The sequence below is a fragment of the Streptomyces sp. GL_141 genome (genome assembly GCF_057834385.1).
The window spans coordinates 5,806,831-5,825,739 of the sequence record NZ_CM174402.1 but is presented as its reverse complement, the minus strand read 5'-3'; the positions used below and the strand labels follow the sequence as shown (position 1 = coordinate 5,825,739).

Below are 18,909 nucleotides of genomic sequence, written 5' to 3'. Positions count from 1 at the left end.
CGTCAGGGAGCGCCGGGGAACGCCGGAGAAGGCCGGGGAAATAGAGCGCGCCTGCCACCGGACGTCAGGGAACCCGGGGGCAGGCGCGGTCAGTGGGGGCCCCGGAGGCGGGGCCGTGGAGGGGTCAGCGGCTGTCGCTGCCCTTCGCGTCGGCGGCGGCGCGGCCGGCCTCCAGGCGCGCGACCGGAATCCGGAACGGCGAGCAGGAGACGTAGTCCAGGCCGACCTCGTGGAAGAAGTGCACGGACTCGGGGTCACCGCCGTGCTCTCCGCAGACGCCGAGCTTGAGGTCGGGGCGGGTGGCCCGGCCGGCCTCGACGGCGCTGCGGACCAGCGTGCCGACGCCGTCCCGGTCGATGGTCTCGAAGGGCGAGACCCCGAAGATGCCCTTCTCCAGGTAGGCGGTGAAGAAGCTGGCCTCGACGTCGTCGCGGGAGAAGCCCCACACGGTCTGGGTCAGGTCGTTCGTGCCGAAGGAGAAGAACTGCGCGGCCTCGGCGATCTGGCCGGCCGTGAGGGCGGCGCGGGGCAGCTCGATCATGGTGCCGATGGTCAGCTTGAGGTCGGTGCCGGTGGCGGCCTCGACCTCGGCGATGACCGCGTCGGCCTCCTCGCGGACGATCTCCAGCTCCTGGACGGTGCCCACGAGCGGGACCATGATCTCGGCGCGCGGGTCGCCCTTGGCGTTCTTGCGCTCGGCCGCGGCCTCGGCGATCGCCCGGACCTGCATCTTGAACAGGCCGGGGATGACCAGGCCGAGGCGGACGCCGCGCAGACCCAGCATCGGGTTCTGCTCGTGCAGCTTGTGCACGGCCTGGAGCAGGCGCAGGTCGTTCTCGTTGGCGTCCTTGCGGGACTCGGCGAGGGCGACGCGCACCGACAGCTCGGTGATGTCGGGCAGGAACTCGTGCAGCGGCGGGTCGAGCAGGCGGACCGTGACGGGCAGCCCGTCCATCGCCTCGAACAGCTCGACGAAGTCCTTCTTCTGCAGCGGCAGGAGGGCACTGAGTGCCTCCTCGCGCTCGTCGTCGGTGTCCGCGAGGATCAGTCGCTCCACCAGTTCGCGGCGCTCGCCGAGGAACATGTGCTCGGTGCGGCACAGGCCGATGCCCTGGGCACCGAAGCGGCGGGCGCGCAGGGCGTCCTCGGCGTTGTCGGCGTTGGCGCGGACACGCAGGCGGCGGACGCGGTCGGCGTAGGCCATGATCCGGTGCACGGCGGCGACGAGCTCGTCGGCGTCGTCGGCGCCGGCGTGCATGCGGCCCTCGAAGTACTCGACGACCGGGGAGGGTACGACGGGTACCTCGCCGAGGTAGACCTTGCCGGTGGAGCCGTCGATGGAGACGACGTCGCCCTCTTCGACGACCGTCCCGCCGACCGTCATGCGGCGGCGCTTGGTGTCGACCTCGAGGTCCTCGGCGCCGCAGACGCAGGTCTTGCCCATGCCGCGGGCCACGACGGCCGCGTGCGAGGTCTTGCCGCCGCGCGAGGTCAGGATGCCCTCGGACGCGATCATGCCGTCCAGGTCGTCGGGGTTGGTCTCGCGGCGGATCAGGATGACCTTCTCGCCGGAGCGGGACCACTTGACGGCCGTGTAGGAGTCGAAGACGGCCTTGCCGACGGCCGCGCCCGGGGAGGCGGCGATGCCGCGGCCCAGCAGGTTGGTCTTGGCGCCCTCGTCGAAGCGCGGGAACATCAGCTGCGCGAGCTGGGCGCCGTTGACGCGCTGGAGGGCCTCGGCCTCGTCGATGAGGCCCTGGTCGACGAGCTGGGTGGCGATGCGGAAGGCGGCGCCTGCGGTGCGCTTGCCGACGCGGGTCTGGAGCATCCACAGCTGGCCGCGCTCGATGGTGAACTCGATGTCGCAGAGATCCTTGTAGTGGGTCTCCAGCGTCGTCATGATCGTCATGAGCTGGTCGTACGAGACCTTGTCGATGGTCTCCAGGTCCGCGAGCGGCACGGTGTTGCGGATGCCCGCGACCACGTCCTCGCCCTGGGCGTTCTGCAGGTAGTCGCCGTAGACGCCCGCGTGGCCGGTGGCCGGGTCGCGGGTGAAGGCGACGCCGGTGCCCGAGTCGGGGCCGAGGTTGCCGAAGACCATGGAGCAGATGTTGACCGCGGTGCCCAGGTCGCTCGGGATGCGCTCCTGGCGGCGGTAGAGCTTGGCGCGGTCGGTGTTCCAGGAGTTGAAGACCGCTTCGACGGCGAGGTCGAGCTGCTCGCGGGCGTCCTGCGGGAACTCGCGGCCGGCCTGCTTGGCGACGATCTTCTTGAAGCGGGTGACCAGCTTCTTGAGGTCGGCGGCGTCGAGGTCGGTGTCGACGGTGACCTTCTTGGCGGCCTTGGCCTCGTCGAGGGCTTCCTCGAAGAGCTCGCCGTCCACGTCCAGGACGGTCTTGCCGAACATCTGGATCAGGCGGCGGTACGAGTCCCACGCGAAGCGCTCGTTGCCGGCCTGGGTGGCGAGACCGGCGACGGACTCGTCGGAGAGGCCGATGTTGAGGACCGTGTCCATCATGCCCGGCATCGAGAACTTGGCGCCGGAACGCACGGAGACCAGCAGCGGGTCGTCCGACTGGCCGAGCTTCTTGCCCATCTTCGCCTCAAGGGCGGCGAGGTGCGCGCTGACCTCTTCGCGCAGCTCGGCCGGGGCCTCGCCGCTGTCGAGGTAGACCTTGCAGGCCTCGGTGGTGATGGTGAAGCCGGGAGGGACCGGCAGACCCAGGTTGGTCATCTCGGCGAGGTTGGCACCCTTGCCGCCGAGAAGGTCCTTGAGGTCGCGGTTGCCCTCCGTGAAGTCGTAGACGAACTTCTGATCTTTGTTTTCCGACACGGGTCTCGACTCCTCGAGGCTCGGTGGCTGCCCTGACGGCCAGGAACATACCCAGATCGAAGGCTTATGGGTACGTCCACTTGGCGGTCATGCGGCCGTAACCACCTGGGTGCCAGCCAATCGAATGTAACTGGCGAGTAGCCGAAACCTACGAAGACCCTTCAGGTCCCGAAGGGTGAGGTGCCCGCTGAGGCTTGTTTCCGCTCCGATGAGCGATCATCGATACATTTGCGTTCAAGAGTTGAACGAACAAAGGGTGGCACCCAGTGCCACCCTTTGAAAGTCTTACCCGTGACCATTCCGCTCATCTGAGCGAAACCTCACCCATGCGTGGCGTATGTCACGCCACTGGTGGCATGTTTTGCCACCGGATTCTCAGCCTCCGGACGTGTCCAGTTCGGCTTCCTCGCTCACGCCCGCGCAGTCGTACGGATCCTTCAACCAGCCCTCGGGCAGGACAACCCGGTTGTTTCCGGACGTACGGCCCCGCGGACCGTCCGCGCTGTCCGGCCAGGGCTGATCCAAATCCAGCTCGCTCAGATGAGCATCCAGCTCGGCCAGGGAGGAGGTGACGGCGAGCTTCTGGCGCATCTCCGAGCCCACCGAGAAGCCCTTGGTGTACCAGGCCACGTGCTTACGGAAGTCGATCACCCCGCGCGCCTCGTCGCCGATCCACTCCCCCAGCAGCTGGGCGTGGCGGAGCATGGTCTGCCCGACCTCCCGCAGCGTCGGCTTGTGGAAGTCCTCCGGGCGCCCCTCGAAGGCCGCGACCAGGTCGTTGAAGAGCCACGGCCGCCCCAGGCAGCCGCGACCCACGACCACCCCGTCGCAGCCGGTCTCGCGGACCATCCGCAGCGCGTCCTCGGCACACCAGATGTCGCCGTTGCCGAGCACCGGGATCTCCGGCACGTGCTCCTTGAGCCGTGCGATGGCGTCCCAGTCGGCGGTGCCGCCGTAGTGCTGGGCGGTGGTGCGGCCGTGCAGGGCTATGGCGGTGATGCCCTCCTCGACGGCGATCCGGCCGGCGTCGAGGTAGGTGAGGTGGTCGTCGTTGATGCCCTTGCGCATCTTCATCGTCACCGGCAGGTCTCCGGCGCCGGCGACGGCCTCGCGCAGGATCGCGCGCAGCAGGTTGCGCTTGTACGGGAGGGCCGAGCCGCCACCCTTGCGGGTGACCTTGGGCACCGGGCAGCCGAAGTTGAGGTCGATGTGGTCGGCGCGGTCCTCTTCGACGATCATCCGGACCGCCTTGCCGACCGTCGCGGGGTCGACCCCGTACAGCTGGATCGAGCGAGGCTTCTCGGTCTCGTCGAAGTGGATCAGCTGCATGGTCTTCTCGTTGCGCTCGACCAGGGCCCGGGTCGTGATCATCTCGCTCACGAACAGCCCCTTGCCGCCCGAGAACTCTCGGCACAGGGTACGGAACGGGGCATTGGTGATGCCGGCCATGGGCGCGAGCACCACCGGGGGCTGCACGGTGTGCGGGCCGATCGCGAGCGGCGGGGGGAGCGTGGTCATCCCACCATTGTGGCTCAGCCGTGCCGTTGATCGCATGTCGTTAGTTAGGCGTACTATCGGCATCATGCGCGAGTTGACCCAGCGGCGGCGCCTGCTGATCCTGACGATCTGCTGCATGAGCCTGCTCATCGTCAGTCTCGACAACACCGTCCTGAACGTCGCCCTCCCCTCCATGCGCCGCGATCTGGACGCCTCCGTGGCCGGCATGCAGTGGACGATCGACGCGTACACGCTGGTCCTCGCCTCGCTGCTGATGCTGGCCGGCTCCACCGCGGACCGGATCGGCCGCCGCAAGGTCTTCACCGCCGGCGTCGTGCTCTTCACCGCCGGCTCGGTGCTCTGCTCGCTCGCCCCGAGCCTGGGCTGGCTGATCGCCTTTCGGATGATCCAGGCCGTCGGCGGCTCGATGCTCAACCCGGTCGCCATGTCGATCATCACGAACACGTTCACCGAACCGCGCGAGCGGGCGCGCGCCATCGGTGTCTGGGGGGCGGTCGTCGGCATCTCCATGGCCGCGGGCCCGCTGATCGGCGGGCTGCTCGTGGACTCGGTCGGCTGGCGGTCGATCTTCTGGATCAACCTCCCCGTCGGGATCCTCGCCCTCGTCCTGACCCTGCGCTACATCCCGGAGTCCCGGGCCGACCACCCGCGCCGCCCCGACCCGGTCGGGCAGCTGCTGGTCATGGGGCTGCTCGGCTCGGTCACGTTCGGGATCATCGAGGCCCCCGCCGCCGGACTGCGCTCCCCGCTGATCCTGGGCTGCGCGCTCGTCGCCGCCTCGTCCCTGGCCGGCCTGCTGGCCTACGAGTCACGGCGGGCGGAGCCCCTGATCGACCCGCGGTTCTTCCGTAGCGCCCCCTTCAGCGGGGCCACGGTGATCGCGGTCAGCGCCTTCGCCGCGCTGTCCGGGTTCCTGTTCCTGAACACCCTGTACCTCCAGGACGTACGGGGCCTCGACGCCCTGGACGCCGGCCTGTACATGCTGCCGATGGCGGCCTTCGCCTTCCTCTGCGCCCCCGTGTCGGGACGGCTCGTCGCCACCCGGGGACCGCGGCTCCCGCTGCTGGTCGCGGGCGTGACGATGGGGGCGAGCGGGCTGCTGTTCGCGGCGTTCTCGGCCGAGAGCTCGACGCCGATGCTGTTCTGCGGGTACGTGCTCTTCGGCATCGGGTTCGGCCTGGTGAACGCGCCGATCACCAACACCGCCGTCTCCGGGATGCCCCGCGCCCAGGCCGGCGTGGCCGCCGCGGTGGCCTCCACCAGCCGGCAGACCGGCGGGGCGCTGGGCGTGGCGATCGTGGGCGCGGTCCTGGCCGCCGGGATGGCGGGCGGGTCCGGTTCCGCCGCCGCGTTCGTGGCCGCGGCCCGGCCCGCCTGGTGGATCATCACGGTCTGCGGACTGCTCGTCCTGTGCGTCGGCTTCGCCACCAGCGGCAGCTGGGCCCGCGGGACGGCCCTGCGCACGGCCCGCGCCCTGGAGCCGCAGTCCGACCTCGCGCGTACGGGCGGCGCCGCACCGCGGCACTGAGCCGGGGGCGGCTGCGCACGTGCGTGCGTGGCCGCCTGCGCTTCCGCCCTGCCTGCTTGCCCGCCTACTCGCCTACTCGCCTACTCGCCGCAGGCGAAGTCGTCGGCGTGCGAGTCGATCCGGTCCAGCAGGCCGCGCAGCGCTTCCTGGTCCCGGTCCGAGAGGTGCGCGAACAGTCCGAGTTCCACCGCGTCCAGGGCCGCGTTCGTCTTCGCGAGGGCCGTGGTGCCGGCGTCGGTGATGGCGACGTTGTGGCGGCGGCGGTCGGCCGGGTCACGGCGGCGCTCGACGAGTCCGTCGCCCTCCAGGTCGTTGAGGATCCCGACGAGCACGCTCGGGTCCACCTCCAGCCGCTCGGCCAGCGCGCGCTGGCCGATGGGACCGCCGTCCAGGTGCGTCAGGGTCATCGCGTGGCGCGGGGTGAGTCCGGCGGCGCTGAGCGCCTTCTTCATGCGGGTCTGGGTGACCGATCCGTGCCAGGCCAGCAGCATGCCCAGCCGCTGCGGCGGGTGCGTGGGGTCCTGAGGCGCCGTCATGTCCACATCGTAACAACCGGGAAATGATTGCGCCCCGTCGATCGTTGATGGTATTCAATGGTTCTACATCGCCGATCGTTGGAGCCCATCATGTTCATCGCCTATGCCGTCGTCGCCGGACTGCTCGCCCTCGCCCTCGCCGCGTCCGCGACCTTCACGCTCCAGCGCAACCCCGCGATCACGGAGAGCATGGGGAAGGTCGGAGTGCCCGATTCCTGGCTCCCGCGGCTGGCCACCCTGAAGGCGGCCGGCGCGATAGGCCTGGTCGCGGGCCTGTGGCTGACCCCGCTGGGCATCGCCGCCGCGATCGGCGTGACCCTCTACTTCCTCGGCGCGATCGTCACCCACCTGCGCGCGAAGGACTACGACTTCGCCCCCGCGGCCGTCCTCGCCCTGGTCGCGCTGGCCGCCCTGATCCTGCGCGCGGCGGCCTGACCCTCGCGGCGGGCGCCGGGATCGCCATGACCCCGGCCGGCCAGGACCCGGTGGAACTGCTCGTCGCGGAGGTCACCGAGGGCGAGATGTTCGTCGACGAGGCGCGCTTCGCCGGCCTGGTCCTGCGGACCACCCACCGGATCGACCGGCTCGGCCCGGCGCTCAGCCGCGTGGTGTACCGGATGGAGATCAGCGGCGGGGGCGCCGCCGAGGCGGGCCCGGAGATCGGCCCGGCCATCACGGCGGACTGGCCCGACACCATGGCCGCACTGGTCCGGACGGCCCAGGGCCGATGCCCCTGACCCCCGGCGAGAGCCCCGGATTCCAACCAGCAGGCGCTGGCGCGCCAGGCGGGCACCGACGTGAAGATGACCTCCCAGGTGGTGCGCACCCTGGAACAGAAGGGGCTGCTCGCCCGCGAGGTCGATCCGGCGGACACCCGCGCCAAGCGGCTGCGCGTCACCGCGGCCGGGGCCGAGCCGGCGCCGCGGGCGATCGCCGCCGTCGAAGGGGTCGACGAGGAGTTCTTCCGGCCGGTCCCGCGCGGGGACGCCGTCACCCTGCCGAGCCGCCTGGCCCACCCCGAGTCCTGACCCGCACCCCTCCCCCTTCCCCCTCCAGCCCCGTCCGCCTTGCGGGCGGGGCTTCCTTGCACGAACGAGTGACAGATATTGAAATCTGTCAGCCGTCATGCCATTCTCGTTCCATGACGACGAACCAGAGCACCACCCCGCAGACCGGCACCCGCACGCTCGGCAGCACCGGACCCGGCGTCTTCCCGCTGGGGCTGGGCTGCATGGGGATGTCCGCCCTCTACGGCGAAGCCGACCGGGCGGAGTCCCTCGCCACCATCCACGCCGCCCTCGACGCCGGGGTCACCCTCCTGGACACCGGCGACTTCTACGGCATGGGGCACAACGAGCTCCTCATCAACGAAGCCCTGCGCACCACCCCCGCCGCGGCCCGCGACAAGGCGCTGACCAGCGTGAAGTTCGGCGCCCTGCGCACGGTCGAGGGCAGCTTCGCCGGGTACGACGGGCGGCCGGAGGCCGTCAGGAACTTCCTGGCCTATTCGCTCCAGCGGCTCGGCCGGGACCACATCGACGTCTACCGCATCGCCCGGGTGGACCCCGACGTGCCGATCGAGGAGACCGTCGGCGCGATCGCCGAGGCGGTCACCGCCGGGCACGTCCGGCACATCGGGCTCTCCGAGGTCGGCGCGGACACGCTGCGCCGGGCCGCCGCCGTGGCTCCGATCGCCGACCTCCAGATCGAGTACTCCCTGATCTCGCGCGGCATCGAGGAGGAGATCCTGCCGACCGCCCGCGAGCTCGGCATCGGCGTCACGGCGTACGGGGTGCTGTCCCGCGGCCTGATCAGCGGCCACTTCACCCGCGACCGGGCGCTGGCTCCGGGCGACTTCCGCGGGATGAGCCCGCGCTTCCAGGGCGGCAACCTCGACCGGAACCTCGACCTGGTCGACGCCCTGCGCAAGGTCGCCGACGAGAAGGGCGTCACCGTCGCCCAGACGGCCATCGCCTGGGTGCTCTCCCGGGGCGAGGACATCGTGCCCCTGGTCGGTGCCCGCAGCCGCGACCGGCTCGGCGAGGCGCTCGGCGCCCTTCAGGTCACCCTGACCCCCGCCGACCTCTCCGCCATCGAGGACGCGGTCCCGGCCGGTGCGGCCGCCGGCGAGCGGTACCCGGCGGCCCAGATGGCCCACCTGGACAGCGAGCACTGATCCGGCTGTACGGTCGTACTCATGCCCCCCGCAGCCGCCGAGCCCCTCACCCCCGAGCGCATCCTCGCAACCACCGAGGAAGTGCTGCGCCGCTTCGGCCCGACCAAGGCGACCGTGGTGGACGTGGCGCGCGCCCTAGGCGTCAGCCACGGCAGCGTGTACCGGCACTTCCCGTCGAAGGCCGCGCTGCGCGAGGCCGTCACGAACCGCTGGCTCGCCAAGAGCGTGGTCATGCTGGAGGAGATCGCCTCGGCCCCCGCCGAGCCCGCCCCCTCCAAGCTGGAGTCCTGGCTGGAGGCGCTGTTCGAGGCCAAGCGCCACAAGGCGGGTGACGACCCGGAGCTGTTCGCGACCTACCTCGCGCTGCTCGACGAGAACAGCGGCGTGGTGGAGCAGCACCTGACCGAGCTGATCGAGCAGCTGTCCCGGATCATCGGCGAGGGTGTCGCGGCGGGATCGCTCAGCGCGCCCGACGTACCGGCGGCCGCGCGCGCGGTGTTCGACGCCACCGGCCGCTTCCACGATCCGCAGTACGCGGCGGACTGGCTCACGCCGACCATCACCGCCGAGTTCGAGGCGGTCACCGCCCTGGTCATCCGGGGCCTGCGCGCCTAGGCGGGGAACCGGCCGCTCCGACAGCTTGATCATCATTTGGGGCGTCGGGCCCTTGCCGCACACCTGCCGTGTTCCTACGTTCCCCCTGCCCCACACCATCAGGTCCGTTCCAGGGGTCGACTCCATCGTCCACCTCGCCTGGCGCCGCAAGGTCGACGAATTCGCCGTGGTCACCCTGGTCTTCCTGGTGATCACCGCCCTCGTCGCGCTGATCGGAACGCACTCGGCGCGCGCCCTGCTCATCAAGGACTCGGGGGTGACGGGTCTGTTCCTGGACCATCCGGTTCTCGAAGCGCACCCAGGCCGAGGGCGAGGCCAGGGCCGCGGCCGCGGCGGCAGCAGCAGTGGCCGGCAGTCCGGCACCCGCGTAGCCGGCTCGCGAGACGGCCGTGGCCCGGTGCGCGATGCGCACCGGGCCACGGCCGTTCGAGCGGCGGAACCTAGCAGCCGAGCAGGCGGCTGCCGAGGTAGGTCTGGATCTGGTCCAGGGAGACGCGCTCCTGCTTCATGGTGTCGCGCTCGCGCACGGTCACCGCGTTGTCGTCGAGGGTGTCGAAGTCGACGGTGACGCAGAACGGCGTACCGATCTCGTCCTGGCGACGGTAGCGGCGGCCGATGGCGCCCGCGTCGTCGAACTCGATGTTCCAGTACTTGCGCAGGTCGGCGGCGAGGCCCTTGGCCTTCGGCGACAGCTGCGCGTTGCGGGACAGCGGCAGGACGGCGACCTTGACCGGGGCCAGGCGCGGGTCGAGGCGCATCACGGTGCGCTTCTCCATGACGCCCTTGGCGTTGGGAGCCTCGTCCTCGTTGTACGCGTCGAGCATGAAGGCGAGCATGGCGCGGTTGACACCGGCCGCCGGCTCGATGACGTACGGGGTGTACTTCTCCTTGGTCTCCTGGTCGAAGTACACGAGCTCCGAGCCGGAGGCGGCGGAGTGGGCCTTGAGGTCGAAGTCGGTGCGGTTGGCCACGCCTTCGAGCTCGGAGAACTCATTGCCACCGAAGTTGAAGCGGTACTCGATGTCGGCGGTGCGCTTCGAGTAGTGGGACAGCTTCTCCTTCGGGTGGTCGTACCAGCGGATGTTCTCCTCGCGGATGCCGAGGTCGCGGTACCAGTTCCACCGCTCCTGCATCCAGTACTCCTGCCACTGCTCGTCCTCGCCCGGCTTGACGAAGAATTCCATCTCCATCTGCTCGAACTCGCGGGTGCGGAAGATGAAGTTGCCGGGGGTGATCTCGTTGCGGAAGGACTTGCCCATCTGCGCGATGCCGAAGGGGGGCTTCTTGCGCGAGGTGGTCATCACGTGGGCGAAGTTGGTGAAGATGCCCTGGGCGGTCTCGGGGCGCAGGTACGCCTTGGAGCCGGTGTCCTGGGTCGGGCCGAGGTGGGTCTCCAGCATGCCGGAGAACTGCTTGGGCTCGGTGAACTGGCCCTTCACGCCGCAGTTGGGGCAGTTGATGTCCGCGAGACCGTTGGCGGGCACGCGGCCGTGCTTGGCCTCGTACGCCTCTTCCAGGTGGTCGGCGCGGTGGCGCTTGTGACAGGAGGTGCACTCGGTCAGCGGGTCCGAGAAGGTGCCGACGTGACCGGAGGCCACCCAGACCTCGGGAGCCAGGATCACGGACGAGTCGAGGCCCACGATGTCCTCGCGTCCGGTGACCATCGCCTTCCACCACTGGCGCTTGATGTTCTCCTTGAGCTCGACACCGAGCGGGCCGTAGTCCCAGGCGGCCTTGGAGCCGCCGTAGATGTCACTGCACGGGAAAACGAAGCCACGGCGCTTGCTCAGGCTGACGATGGTTTCGATCTTGTCGGCGGCCACGGTGCTCTCTTCATTTACGAGGACGAACGGCGAAGCCTCAAGGTTACCGGCGCCCGCACCCCCCCTTTCAAATCGGGACCCCTGTCCACGGGCCCTCCACACCCCTCCCACCAGGGTTTTTGACAATCGTTTCCATCTTTGATGAAAATGGATGTCATGAACGTACGACGACGCCTCATACCGACCGCCGCCCTCGCCGCAACCGTCGCTCTCGCCGCCACGGCCCTCACCGCCTGCTCGGGGACGGCCGGAGCCGCCGGAGCCAAGGACGGCAAGCTCGACGTGATGGCGTCGTTCTATCCGATGCAGTTCCTCGCCGAGCAGATCGGCAAGGACCACGTGAAGGTCGACACCCTCACCAAGCCCGGGGTCGAGCCGCACGACCTGGAGATCACCCCGAAGCAGACCGCGCAGCTCGGCGAGGCCGATGTCGTCCTCTACCTCAAGACGCTGCAGCCCGCCGTCGACAAGGCAGTCGCCCAGTCCGGCGTGAAGAACATCGTCGACGCCGGCACCCTCACCCAGCTGGAGGTGCACGGCACCTCCAGCCATGACGGTCATGACGCGGCCGCCGAGGAGGGCCACACCGAGGCGCCGGCGGGCGACGGCCACGACCACAGCCACGGCGAAGCCGGTGAGGACCCGCACGTCTGGCTCGACCCGGTCAAGTACGCGGAGATCGCCAAGGGCGTCGGCGCGGCCCTGGAGAAGTCCGACCCCGACCACGCGGCGGACTACAAGAAGAACACCGACGACCTCGTCGCCAAACTGGGCGCGCTCGACACCGAGTTCAAGGACGGCCTGAAGAACACGGCCTCCAAGACCTTCATCACCACCCACTCCGCCTTCGGCTACCTCGCCGAGCGGTACGGCCTCGACCAGGAGGGCATCTCCGGCGTCGACCCCGAGTCCGAGCCCAGCCCGGCCCGGATGAAGGAGCTGCAGGCCCTCGCGAAGCAGGACAATGTGTCGACGGTGTTCTTCGAGACCCTGGCCAGCGACAAGACGGCCAAGACCCTCGCGGCGGACACCGGCCTGAAGACCGACGTCCTGGATCCCCTGGAGGGAATCACGGACAAGTCCCAGGGCGCTGACTACTTCGAGGTCATGCGGGCCAACCTGAAGAACCTCCAGAAGGCACTCGGCACCAAGTAATGGCAACAGCAGTAGCGGCATCGGAGGCGCGAGCCATGGAGTCCAAGCCCGAGCAGGCGCTGGACCAGCCCGTCATATCCCTGCGCGGGGCCACGGCCTCGCTCGGCTCGCGCCCCGTGCTGCGCGGCATCGACCTCACCGTCCGCAGCGGTGAGGTCGTCGCCCTGCTCGGCGCCAACGGCTCCGGCAAGTCCACGGCCGTCCGCGCCGTGGTCGGCCAGGTCCCGCTGAGCGACGGCGCCCTCTCCCTCTTCGGCACCGACTTCAAGCGCTTCCGCGCCTGGTCGCGCATCGGCTACGTGCCCCAGCGCACCACCGCCGCCAGCGGGGTCCCCGCCACCGTCCGCGAGGTCGTCTCCGCCGGCCGGCTCGCCCGCACCCGCTTCGGGTTCCTGCGCAAGGCCGACAAGGCCGCCGTGGAGCGCGCGCTGGACCTGGTCGACATGGGCTCCCACGCCGACGCCTCCGTCAACGCCCTCTCCGGCGGCCAGCACCAGCGGGTCCTGATCGCCCGTGCGCTCGCCGGCGAACCCGAGCTGCTGATCATGGACGAGCCGATGGCCGGCGTGGACCTGGCCAACCAGGAGGTCCTGGCGAACGCCCTGCGCAGCCAGGTCGCCGCCGGCACCACCGTGCTGCTGGTCCTGCACGAGCTGGGCCCGCTGGAGCCGCTCATCGACCGCGCCGTCGTCCTGCGCGACGGCTGCGTCACGCACGACGGCCCTCCCCCGGAGGCCCTGGGCCAGCACGCGCTGCCCGGCCACGACCACGTACACCCGCACTCCGCGCACGACGCCGAGCCGCTCCGGACGGGACTGCTGAGCTGATGGACCTCCTCGACTACGCCTTCATGCAGCGGGCCCTCATCGCCGCCGCCCTCGTCGGCATCACGGCCCCCGCGATCGGCACGTACCTCGTGCAGCGCCGCCAGGCCGTCATGGGCGACGGCATCGGGCACGTGGCGATGACCGGTGTCGCGCTCGGCTTCCTGCTCAACACGAGCCCGGTGTGGATGGCCACCCTCGTCGCGGTCATCGGCGCGGTCGGCATGGAGCTGATCCGCTCCCGCGGCAAGACCAGCGGGGACATCGCGCTGGCCATGCTCTTCTACGGCGGCCTGGCCGGCGGCGTCATGATCATCAACCTGGCTCCGGGCGGCTCGACGGCCAACCTGACCAGCTACCTGTTCGGCTCCATCACCACGGTCTCGGCCGAGGACATCACCGCGGTCGTGATCCTCGCGCTGTTCGTCGTCGCCGTCACCCTGGGCCTGCGCCGCCAGCTGTTCGCGGTCTGCCAGGACGAGGAGTTCGCCCGGGTCACCGGCCTGCCCGTGCGCTTCCTGAACCTGCTGATGGCCGTCACCGCGGCCGTCACCGTCACCGTCGCGATGCGCATCGTCGGCCTGCTGCTGGTCAGCGCCATGATGGTGATCCCCGTCGCGGCCGCCCAGCGCGTGACCCGCGGGTTCACCGCCACCCTGACGGTGGCCATGGTGATCGGCGTGCTCGTCTCGCTGTCCGGCACGGCCGCCACCTACTACATCGACGCACCGTCCGGCGGCACGATCGTGCTGCTCGCCATCGCCGTCTTCATGGTGATGACGGCCCTGTCCACCCCCCTGGCCCGGCGCCGCGCCAGGGCCGCCCGCGCCGCCGAAGAAGTCTGTACGCGGGACGACGCAAAGGTCTGAAGACCTCGGGCAGTCGGCCGCCTGGCACAATGGGCCGCACCCGAGACGAGGAGGAACCGGTGGCGACTGCGCCTGGCGAGATGAACACCGCGCCAGTACGAGGACGATCCACCCGACAGCGGGCCGCCGTCGCGGCGGCGCTGGACGAGGTGGACGAGTTCCGCAGTGCCCAGGAACTCCACGACATGCTCAAGCACCGCGGGGATTCCGTGGGGCTGACCACCGTCTACCGCACCCTGCAGTCCCTCGCGGACGCCGGTGAGGTCGACGTGCTGCGCACCAGCGACGGCGAGTCCGTCTACCGGCGCTGCTCCACCGGGGACCACCACCACCACCTGGTCTGCCGCAAGTGCGGCAAGGCCGTCGAGGTGGAGGGTCCGGCGGTGGAGAAGTGGGCGGAGGCCATCGCCGCCGAGCACGGCTTCGTGAACGTCGCCCACACGGTGGAGATCTTCGGCACCTGCGCGGACTGCGCGGCGGCCGCGGCCTAGCGCTCGCGCCTAGACCTGCTTCAGGTTCCGGTCCAGGAGCGCTCGGAGCCGGTCCGCGTCCGCGGGGTCGGCGAGGCCCCGCTTGGGCAGCACCATCACTGTCAGCGCCTGCTTGTCGCCGGAGAACACCGCGAAGTGCGTCGGCGTCTCGGCGTAGTGGGCCAGAGCGGTCCACCGGTGGTGGCTGGAGGCCTTGGAGCCGTTGCAGGCCACACCATCGCCGTCGGCGACGGCCCGGCAGTCCCCCGCCGCGTCCAGGACGCCCCGGTAGGCCCGGGCCATGATCCGGTGGCCGGAGAACACGAACACCCAGCTGAACACGACCACCGCGATCAGCGCCGTCGTCAGGGGGGCCACCCCGCCGTCCAGAACGATCAGCGCCGCGGCCAGGACGGGTCCCAGCAGGCCCGTGACGAGCCACGGCAGGCGCTGACGGCGCCCGGCCGGAGTCCGGTGGCGGGCGCGCAGCGCCTCTGCCATGTCCGCCACCGTCGGCGTATAGCGCAGCTCGACCGGCTGCCCGGCCGGCGCCGGCTCTCGTATCGGATACGACTGGTCCCCGCCCATTGCTTCCATGAGCGGGGATCCTAGTGGCAGGTCAGGCGGTGCCCGGCTCCCCCTGGTTCGGGACGGCCCCGCCGAAGCGGCGGTCGCGCTGGGCGTACTCGTAGCAGGCCTGCCAGAGGTTGCGGCGGTCGAAGTCGGGCCACAGGACGTCCTGGAACACCATCTCGGCGTACGCGCTCTGCCAGAGCAGGTAGTTGGAGGTGCGCTGCTCGCCGCTCGGGCGCAGGAAGAGGTCCACGTCCGGCATGTCCGGGTAGTACATGTACTTGGCGAAGGTCTTCTCGTTGACCTTCGACGGGTCCAGCTTGCCCGCCGCCACATCGCGCGCGATGGCCTGCGCCGCGTCCGCGATCTCGGCGCGGCCGCCGTAGTTGACGCAGAAGTACAGGGTCATCGCGTCGTTGTCGACGGTCTGCTCCTGTGCGACCTGGAGCTCCTGGACGACCGACTTCCACATCTTCGGCATGCGGCCGGTCCAGCGGATCCGGATGCCCAGCTCGTTCATCTCGTCGCGGCGGCGCCGGATGACGTCGCGGTTGAAGTTCATGAGGAAGCGCACCTCGTCGGGCGAGCGCTTCCAGTTCTCCGTCGAGAAGGCGTACAGGGAGAGGTTCTTGACGCCCATCTCCAGGCAGCCCTTGAGCACGTCGAGTACGACGCCCTCGCCCACCTTGTGGCCCTCGGTGCGCGGCAGCCCGCGCTCCTTGGCCCAGCGGCCGTTGCCGTCCATGACGATCGCGACGTGGTTCGGGATCAGGTCGCCGGGGATCTTCGGCGGGCGCTCACCGGACGGGTGCGGCTCGGGAACCTTGTACTCCCGGCGAGAGCGTCCCAGAATCCCGCGTCGTGCCATGTGCCCAGCTCCTATTTCTCGACGTATCGAAGGGAGCGTAGTCCGCGCTCCAGATGCCAGTGCAAGTAGGCCGAGACCAGCCCGCTTCCCTCCCGCACGTGACGCGCCTCGCACGCGTCGGCATGTCCCCAGTCGCCCGTCAGCAGCGCGCTGAGCAGGGCGATGGCCTCCGACGAGGGTACGACGCTGCCGGGGACGCGGCAGTCGCCGCATATGACCCCGCCCGCGGCGACGGAGAAGTGCCGGTTGGGGCCGTGGATCCCGCACTTCGCGCAGTCCTCGAAGCTGGGCGCGTAGCCGTTGACGGCGAGGGAGCGCAGCAGGAAGGCGTCGAGGATGAGGTTCGGGGCGTGTTCGCCGCGCGAGAGGGTGCGCAGGGCGCCGACGAGCAGCAGGTACTGCTGTACGGCGGGCTCGCCCTCATGGTCGGTGAACCGCTCGGCGGTCTCCAGCATCGCGGTGCCGGCGGTGTAGCGGGCGTAGTCGATGGCGATGCCGTTGCCGTACGGGGCGATGATCTCGGTCTGCGTGCAGAGCGGGAGGCTGCGGCCGACCAGTTCGCCGCTGCGGGAGAAGAACTGCACGTCGGCGTGGGAGAAAGGTTCCAGCCGGGCGCCGAACTTGGACTTGGTGCGCCGGACGCCGCGGGCGACGGCCCGGACCCGGCCGTGGCCCCGGGTCAGGAGCGTGATGATGCGGTCCGCCTCACCCAGCTTCTGGGTGCGCAGCACGATGCCGTCGTCGCGGAACAGACTCATGGGCTCATTGTCCCGTACCGCACCGACAGGACGGACTCCCCGGACGGCAGGACCGGCTCCCCGGACGCCCGGCCCCGAACGGCAGCGTCCCCCGCCGGGCACGAGGCCCGGCGGGGGACACCCCTTGGGAGGATCAGGCAGTCGGTGCCGGGGCGGGCTCGCCCTCGCCCGACTGGGCCGGAATGGCTGCCGTGGGCTCGTCGTCCGACGCCGCGGCGTCGGCCGCAGGGGCGTCGGCCGCAGGGGCCTCGGCCTGGGCGCCGTGTGCATCGTCCTTGCCCAGACCGTTGAAGATCAGGTTCAGGACGATGGCGGCCGTGGCACCGAGGGTCACACCGCTGTTGAGGAGCGAGGAGAGGTCCGCGTCCATGTGGTCCTTGAAGAGGACCGGCACGGTGGCGGGGAGCAGCGCGAAGGCCAGGGAGACACCCACGATGAGCGCGTTCTTCTCCTCCTTGAGGTCGACCTTGGCCAGGGTCTGGATGCCCGCCAGGGCGACCATCGCGAACATCACGGTCGCGGCGCCGCCGAGCACTCCGTGCGGGACCGCGGCGACGATCGCGGCGGCCTTGGGGAGCAGACCGAGCACGATCATGAAGACACCCGCGGCGACCACGACGAAGCGGCTCTTGACCTTGGTCATGCGGACCAGGCCGACGTTCTCCGCGAAGGCCACGTAGGGGAAGGAGTTCAGGACACCGCCGAGGGCGGTCGCGGCTCCGTCGGCACGCAGGGCGCGGGCCACGGTCTCGCTGTCGATGTCCTTGCCGACGATGTCGCCGACGGCGTAGGTGTCACCGGTGGTCTCGACCATGGTGATCAGCATGACGATGAGCATCAGGACGATCGGGAACCACTCGAACTTCGGGGCACCGTAGTAGAACGGCGTGGTGATGCCGATCCAGTCCGAGTCGCTCACGTTGCCGAACTTGGCGTCGCCGAGCAGGAAGGCGACGGCGGTGCCGCCGACCAGGCCGAGCAGGATGGAGATGCTGTTGAGGAACGGCTTGCCGAGCTTCATCAGGATGAGGATGAAGAGCATCGTGCCGCCGGCGTAGGCGAAGTGCTTCGGGTCACCGAAGTCGGGGCTGCCGAGGCCGCCCGCGGCGTCGTTCAGGCCGACCGGGATCAGCACGATGCCGAGGACCGTGATCACCGTGCCGGTGACGACCGGCGGGAACAGCCGCATGATCATGCGGAAGGCCTGGGGAGGCAGCCAGGCGAAGGCGAAGGTGGCGATACCGGCCGTGATGACCGCGCCGTAGATGACGAGGAGGCCCGCCGTCCCGCCGCCCGCTCCGAGACCTATGGCGATCATCGGGGACACCGCGGTGAAGGTGACGCCCTGGATCAGGGGCAGCCGCGCCCCGATCCTGCCGATGCCCCACGCCTGGATGATCGAGGCGATACCGCAGGTGAGGAGGTCGGCATTGATCAGGTAGACCAGCTGCTCGGCGGAGAGCCCGAGGGCGCCACCGACGATGATCGGAACGATCACCGCACCGGCGTAGAACGCGAGTACGTGCTGGAACCCGTACAGCGCGAGCTTGGGGAGGGGGAGCACCTCGTCGACCGGGTGCGTGCTCTGCTTTCCGGTGGCGGAAAGCGGTGCGGCGACACGTGCCATCTCTGCCTTGCCCTTCAATGAGGTAGGTAACTGAGAGGAAGCTGAAGGAAGCGGGTTGTCCCTGGCGAAGTGGGTCGTTAGCCCGTTGATCCGTCAGGGTTGTCGTTGCGTCCACGTGAATCGAAGCTCCGCGGTGTTACCGGCGGCGTCTCCTCGTGTGACCGGAATTGAACGCCTGTGGGGCCGCTCACAGATATCGTCGGCTTCTACAAAATGTTGACCCTGCGGCGGGCAGGATCTGGAGATTTCTCCAGTGGCGGAGACCCTCGGTGTCGTCTATGGCCAACGCTTCGCGAAACCGGCGCTTCCCGCTGCACGAACGCGAAGGCCGTACCCGGTGACGTGCGGGTTAACACTCCGCAGGCCGTTCGGCCACGCAAAGAAGAAGGCTCCGCTCCGTCCGTCCACCTGGCGGAAACACCCCGTACGGATGGCGCGCCTCCGCGGTTCACAGCACGCGGAAGGATCTCCGAATCGGGCGTGCGAGGCCCGATCGTTATCTCGGATTGTGCCGTTTTCGCCCACACCGTGAGACGCGGCCCCGTCCGAAACCGCCAGGGCGGCCGAAACGATGGTGTGAGCCGCCGTCGCCGCGGCGATCACCGGGTCCGTCCGACGGTGGGCGCGGCACGGCATGAAGGCGCCTTCCAGCAGCGCGATCACCGAGCCCGGCCCGAAGAGGTCCCGGCCCTCGTCCTGGAGCGGAGCGCCGTCTGAGGCTCGTACGGGACCGCAC

17 protein-coding genes and 1 pseudogene are annotated in these 18,909 nt (G+C 69.9%); 10 read left to right on the top strand and 8 right to left on the bottom strand.

Annotated features, from left to right (window positions below):
• Positions 1–124: 124 nt before the first annotated feature.
• On the bottom strand, positions 125–2,833 hold the full coding sequence (ppdK, locus tag AC3IX6_RS25780; protein ID WP_489365002.1) for a pyruvate, phosphate dikinase: 2,709 nt from the start codon (positions 2,831–2,833) through the stop codon (positions 125–127).
• 375 nt (positions 2,834–3,208) lie between these two features.
• Positions 3,209–4,351: a tRNA dihydrouridine synthase DusB gene (dusB, locus tag AC3IX6_RS25775; protein WP_250754282.1), complete on the bottom strand. Its 1,143-nt coding sequence runs from the start codon at positions 4,349–4,351 to the stop codon at positions 3,209–3,211.
• Positions 4,352–4,415: 64 nt separating this feature from the next.
• Here dusB and AC3IX6_RS25770 point away from each other — a divergent pair, with 64 nt between their 5' ends.
• Complete coding sequence (locus tag AC3IX6_RS25770; protein WP_489365000.1) at positions 4,416–5,879, top strand: MFS transporter; 1,464 nt, start codon at positions 4,416–4,418, stop codon at positions 5,877–5,879.
• A gap of 80 nt (positions 5,880–5,959) precedes the next feature.
• On the opposite strand, the gene AC3IX6_RS25765 is transcribed toward AC3IX6_RS25770, so the two are convergent.
• The gene (locus AC3IX6_RS25765) at positions 5,960–6,415 is read right to left on the bottom strand and encodes a MarR family winged helix-turn-helix transcriptional regulator (protein WP_489364998.1); all 456 of its coding nucleotides are present in this window, start codon (positions 6,413–6,415) and stop codon (positions 5,960–5,962) included.
• A 90-nt stretch (positions 6,416–6,505) separates the two neighbouring features.
• On the opposite strand from AC3IX6_RS25765, the gene AC3IX6_RS25760 reads away from it, so the two are divergent.
• The 5 genes and pseudogenes from AC3IX6_RS25760 to AC3IX6_RS25740 all read left to right on the top strand — a co-directional run bounded on the left by AC3IX6_RS25760 (position 6,506) and on the right by AC3IX6_RS25740 (position 9,206).
• Entirely contained in the window at positions 6,506–6,850 is a 345-nt protein-coding gene (locus AC3IX6_RS25760) for a DoxX family protein (RefSeq protein WP_489364996.1), read from the top strand.
• A 26-nt stretch (positions 6,851–6,876) separates the two neighbouring features.
• A complete protein-coding gene (locus tag AC3IX6_RS25755; RefSeq protein ID WP_489364995.1) occupies positions 6,877–7,152 on the top strand; it encodes an SRPBCC family protein in 276 nt (91 codons plus the stop codon).
• A gap of 24 nt (positions 7,153–7,176) precedes the next feature.
• Positions 7,177–7,443: pseudogene (locus AC3IX6_RS25750) on the top strand (MarR family winged helix-turn-helix transcriptional regulator); the annotation flags it as partial.
• 113 nt (positions 7,444–7,556) lie between these two features.
• Positions 7,557–8,591 (top strand): aldo/keto reductase, encoded by a 1,035-nt coding sequence (locus AC3IX6_RS25745; RefSeq protein WP_489364993.1) that lies wholly within the window; start codon positions 7,557–7,559, stop codon positions 8,589–8,591.
• A 21-nt stretch (positions 8,592–8,612) separates the two neighbouring features.
• The gene (locus AC3IX6_RS25740) at positions 8,613–9,206 is read left to right on the top strand and encodes a TetR/AcrR family transcriptional regulator (protein WP_489364991.1); all 594 of its coding nucleotides are present in this window, start codon (positions 8,613–8,615) and stop codon (positions 9,204–9,206) included.
• A gap of 440 nt (positions 9,207–9,646) precedes the next feature.
• On the opposite strand, the gene AC3IX6_RS25735 is transcribed toward AC3IX6_RS25740, so the two are convergent.
• Positions 9,647–11,029 carry a glycine--tRNA ligase gene (locus AC3IX6_RS25735; RefSeq protein WP_489364989.1) on the bottom strand — a complete coding sequence of 461 codons (1,383 nt, stop codon included), beginning with the start codon at positions 11,027–11,029 and terminating at the stop codon, positions 9,647–9,649.
• A 156-nt stretch (positions 11,030–11,185) separates the two neighbouring features.
• On the opposite strand from AC3IX6_RS25735, the gene AC3IX6_RS25730 reads away from it, so the two are divergent.
• From AC3IX6_RS25730 to AC3IX6_RS25715, 4 genes are read left to right on the top strand one after another with little or no spacing between them, the layout of a single operon-like run.
• Positions 11,186–12,184, top strand: a complete 999-nt coding sequence (locus AC3IX6_RS25730) for a metal ABC transporter substrate-binding protein (protein ID WP_489364987.1) — start codon at positions 11,186–11,188, stop codon at positions 12,182–12,184.
• A gap of 35 nt (positions 12,185–12,219) precedes the next feature.
• On the top strand, positions 12,220–13,011 hold the full coding sequence (locus AC3IX6_RS25725; protein ID WP_489364985.1) for a metal ABC transporter ATP-binding protein: 792 nt from the start codon (positions 12,220–12,222) through the stop codon (positions 13,009–13,011).
• Positions 13,011–13,877 (top strand): metal ABC transporter permease, encoded by an 867-nt coding sequence (locus AC3IX6_RS25720; RefSeq protein ID WP_489364983.1) that lies wholly within the window; start codon positions 13,011–13,013, stop codon positions 13,875–13,877. Before AC3IX6_RS25725 ends, AC3IX6_RS25720 begins: the two co-directional genes overlap by 1 nt.
• A gap of 59 nt (positions 13,878–13,936) precedes the next feature.
• Positions 13,937–14,368 (top strand): Fur family transcriptional regulator, encoded by a 432-nt coding sequence (locus AC3IX6_RS25715; RefSeq protein ID WP_356515456.1) that lies wholly within the window; start codon positions 13,937–13,939, stop codon positions 14,366–14,368.
• A 9-nt stretch (positions 14,369–14,377) separates the two neighbouring features.
• On the opposite strand, the gene AC3IX6_RS25710 is transcribed toward AC3IX6_RS25715, so the two are convergent.
• The 4 genes from AC3IX6_RS25710 to AC3IX6_RS25695 all read right to left on the bottom strand — a co-directional run bounded on the left by AC3IX6_RS25710 (position 14,378) and on the right by AC3IX6_RS25695 (position 18,173).
• Positions 14,378–14,944, bottom strand: a complete 567-nt coding sequence (locus AC3IX6_RS25710) for a YcxB family protein (protein ID WP_489364981.1) — start codon at positions 14,942–14,944, stop codon at positions 14,378–14,380.
• Between the two features lie 22 nt (positions 14,945–14,966).
• Positions 14,967–15,788: an isoprenyl transferase gene (locus AC3IX6_RS25705; RefSeq protein WP_489364979.1), complete on the bottom strand. Its 822-nt coding sequence runs from the start codon at positions 15,786–15,788 to the stop codon at positions 14,967–14,969.
• An 11-nt stretch (positions 15,789–15,799) separates the two neighbouring features.
• Entirely contained in the window at positions 15,800–16,546 is a 747-nt protein-coding gene (gene recO, locus AC3IX6_RS25700) for a DNA repair protein RecO (protein WP_489364977.1), read from the bottom strand.
• A gap of 133 nt (positions 16,547–16,679) precedes the next feature.
• On the bottom strand, positions 16,680–18,173 hold the full coding sequence (locus AC3IX6_RS25695; protein ID WP_489364975.1) for a nucleobase:cation symporter-2 family protein: 1,494 nt from the start codon (positions 18,171–18,173) through the stop codon (positions 16,680–16,682).
• Positions 18,174–18,909 lie beyond the last annotated feature (736 nt).

Bases quoted from the DNA above. Each gene is read 5' to 3' on its own strand.
- AC3IX6_RS25710 (WP_489364981.1), bottom strand. From the start codon at position 14,944: ATGGAAGCAATGGGCGGGGACCAGTCGTATCCGATACGAGAGCCGGCG.
- recO (WP_489364977.1), bottom strand. From the start codon at position 16,546: ATGAGTCTGTTCCGCGACGACGGCATCGTGCTGCGCACCCAGAAGCTG.
- AC3IX6_RS25720 (WP_489364983.1), top strand. From the start codon at position 13,011: ATGGACCTCCTCGACTACGCCTTCATGCAGCGGGCCCTCATCGCCGCC.
- AC3IX6_RS25745 (WP_489364993.1), top strand. From the start codon at position 7,557: ATGACGACGAACCAGAGCACCACCCCGCAGACCGGCACCCGCACGCTC.
- AC3IX6_RS25770 (WP_489365000.1), top strand. From the start codon at position 4,416: ATGCGCGAGTTGACCCAGCGGCGGCGCCTGCTGATCCTGACGATCTGC.
- AC3IX6_RS25755 (WP_489364995.1), top strand. From the start codon at position 6,877: ATGACCCCGGCCGGCCAGGACCCGGTGGAACTGCTCGTCGCGGAGGTC.
- dusB (WP_250754282.1), bottom strand. From the start codon at position 4,351: ATGACCACGCTCCCCCCGCCGCTCGCGATCGGCCCGCACACCGTGCAG.
- AC3IX6_RS25705 (WP_489364979.1), bottom strand. From the start codon at position 15,788: ATGGCACGACGCGGGATTCTGGGACGCTCTCGCCGGGAGTACAAGGTT.
- AC3IX6_RS25740 (WP_489364991.1), top strand. From the start codon at position 8,613: ATGCCCCCCGCAGCCGCCGAGCCCCTCACCCCCGAGCGCATCCTCGCA.
- AC3IX6_RS25725 (WP_489364985.1), top strand. From the start codon at position 12,220: ATGGAGTCCAAGCCCGAGCAGGCGCTGGACCAGCCCGTCATATCCCTG.
- AC3IX6_RS25695 (WP_489364975.1), bottom strand. From the start codon at position 18,173: ATGGCACGTGTCGCCGCACCGCTTTCCGCCACCGGAAAGCAGAGCACG.
- AC3IX6_RS25730 (WP_489364987.1), top strand. From the start codon at position 11,186: ATGAACGTACGACGACGCCTCATACCGACCGCCGCCCTCGCCGCAACC.
- AC3IX6_RS25765 (WP_489364998.1), bottom strand. From the start codon at position 6,415: ATGACGGCGCCTCAGGACCCCACGCACCCGCCGCAGCGGCTGGGCATG.
- AC3IX6_RS25760 (WP_489364996.1), top strand. From the start codon at position 6,506: ATGTTCATCGCCTATGCCGTCGTCGCCGGACTGCTCGCCCTCGCCCTC.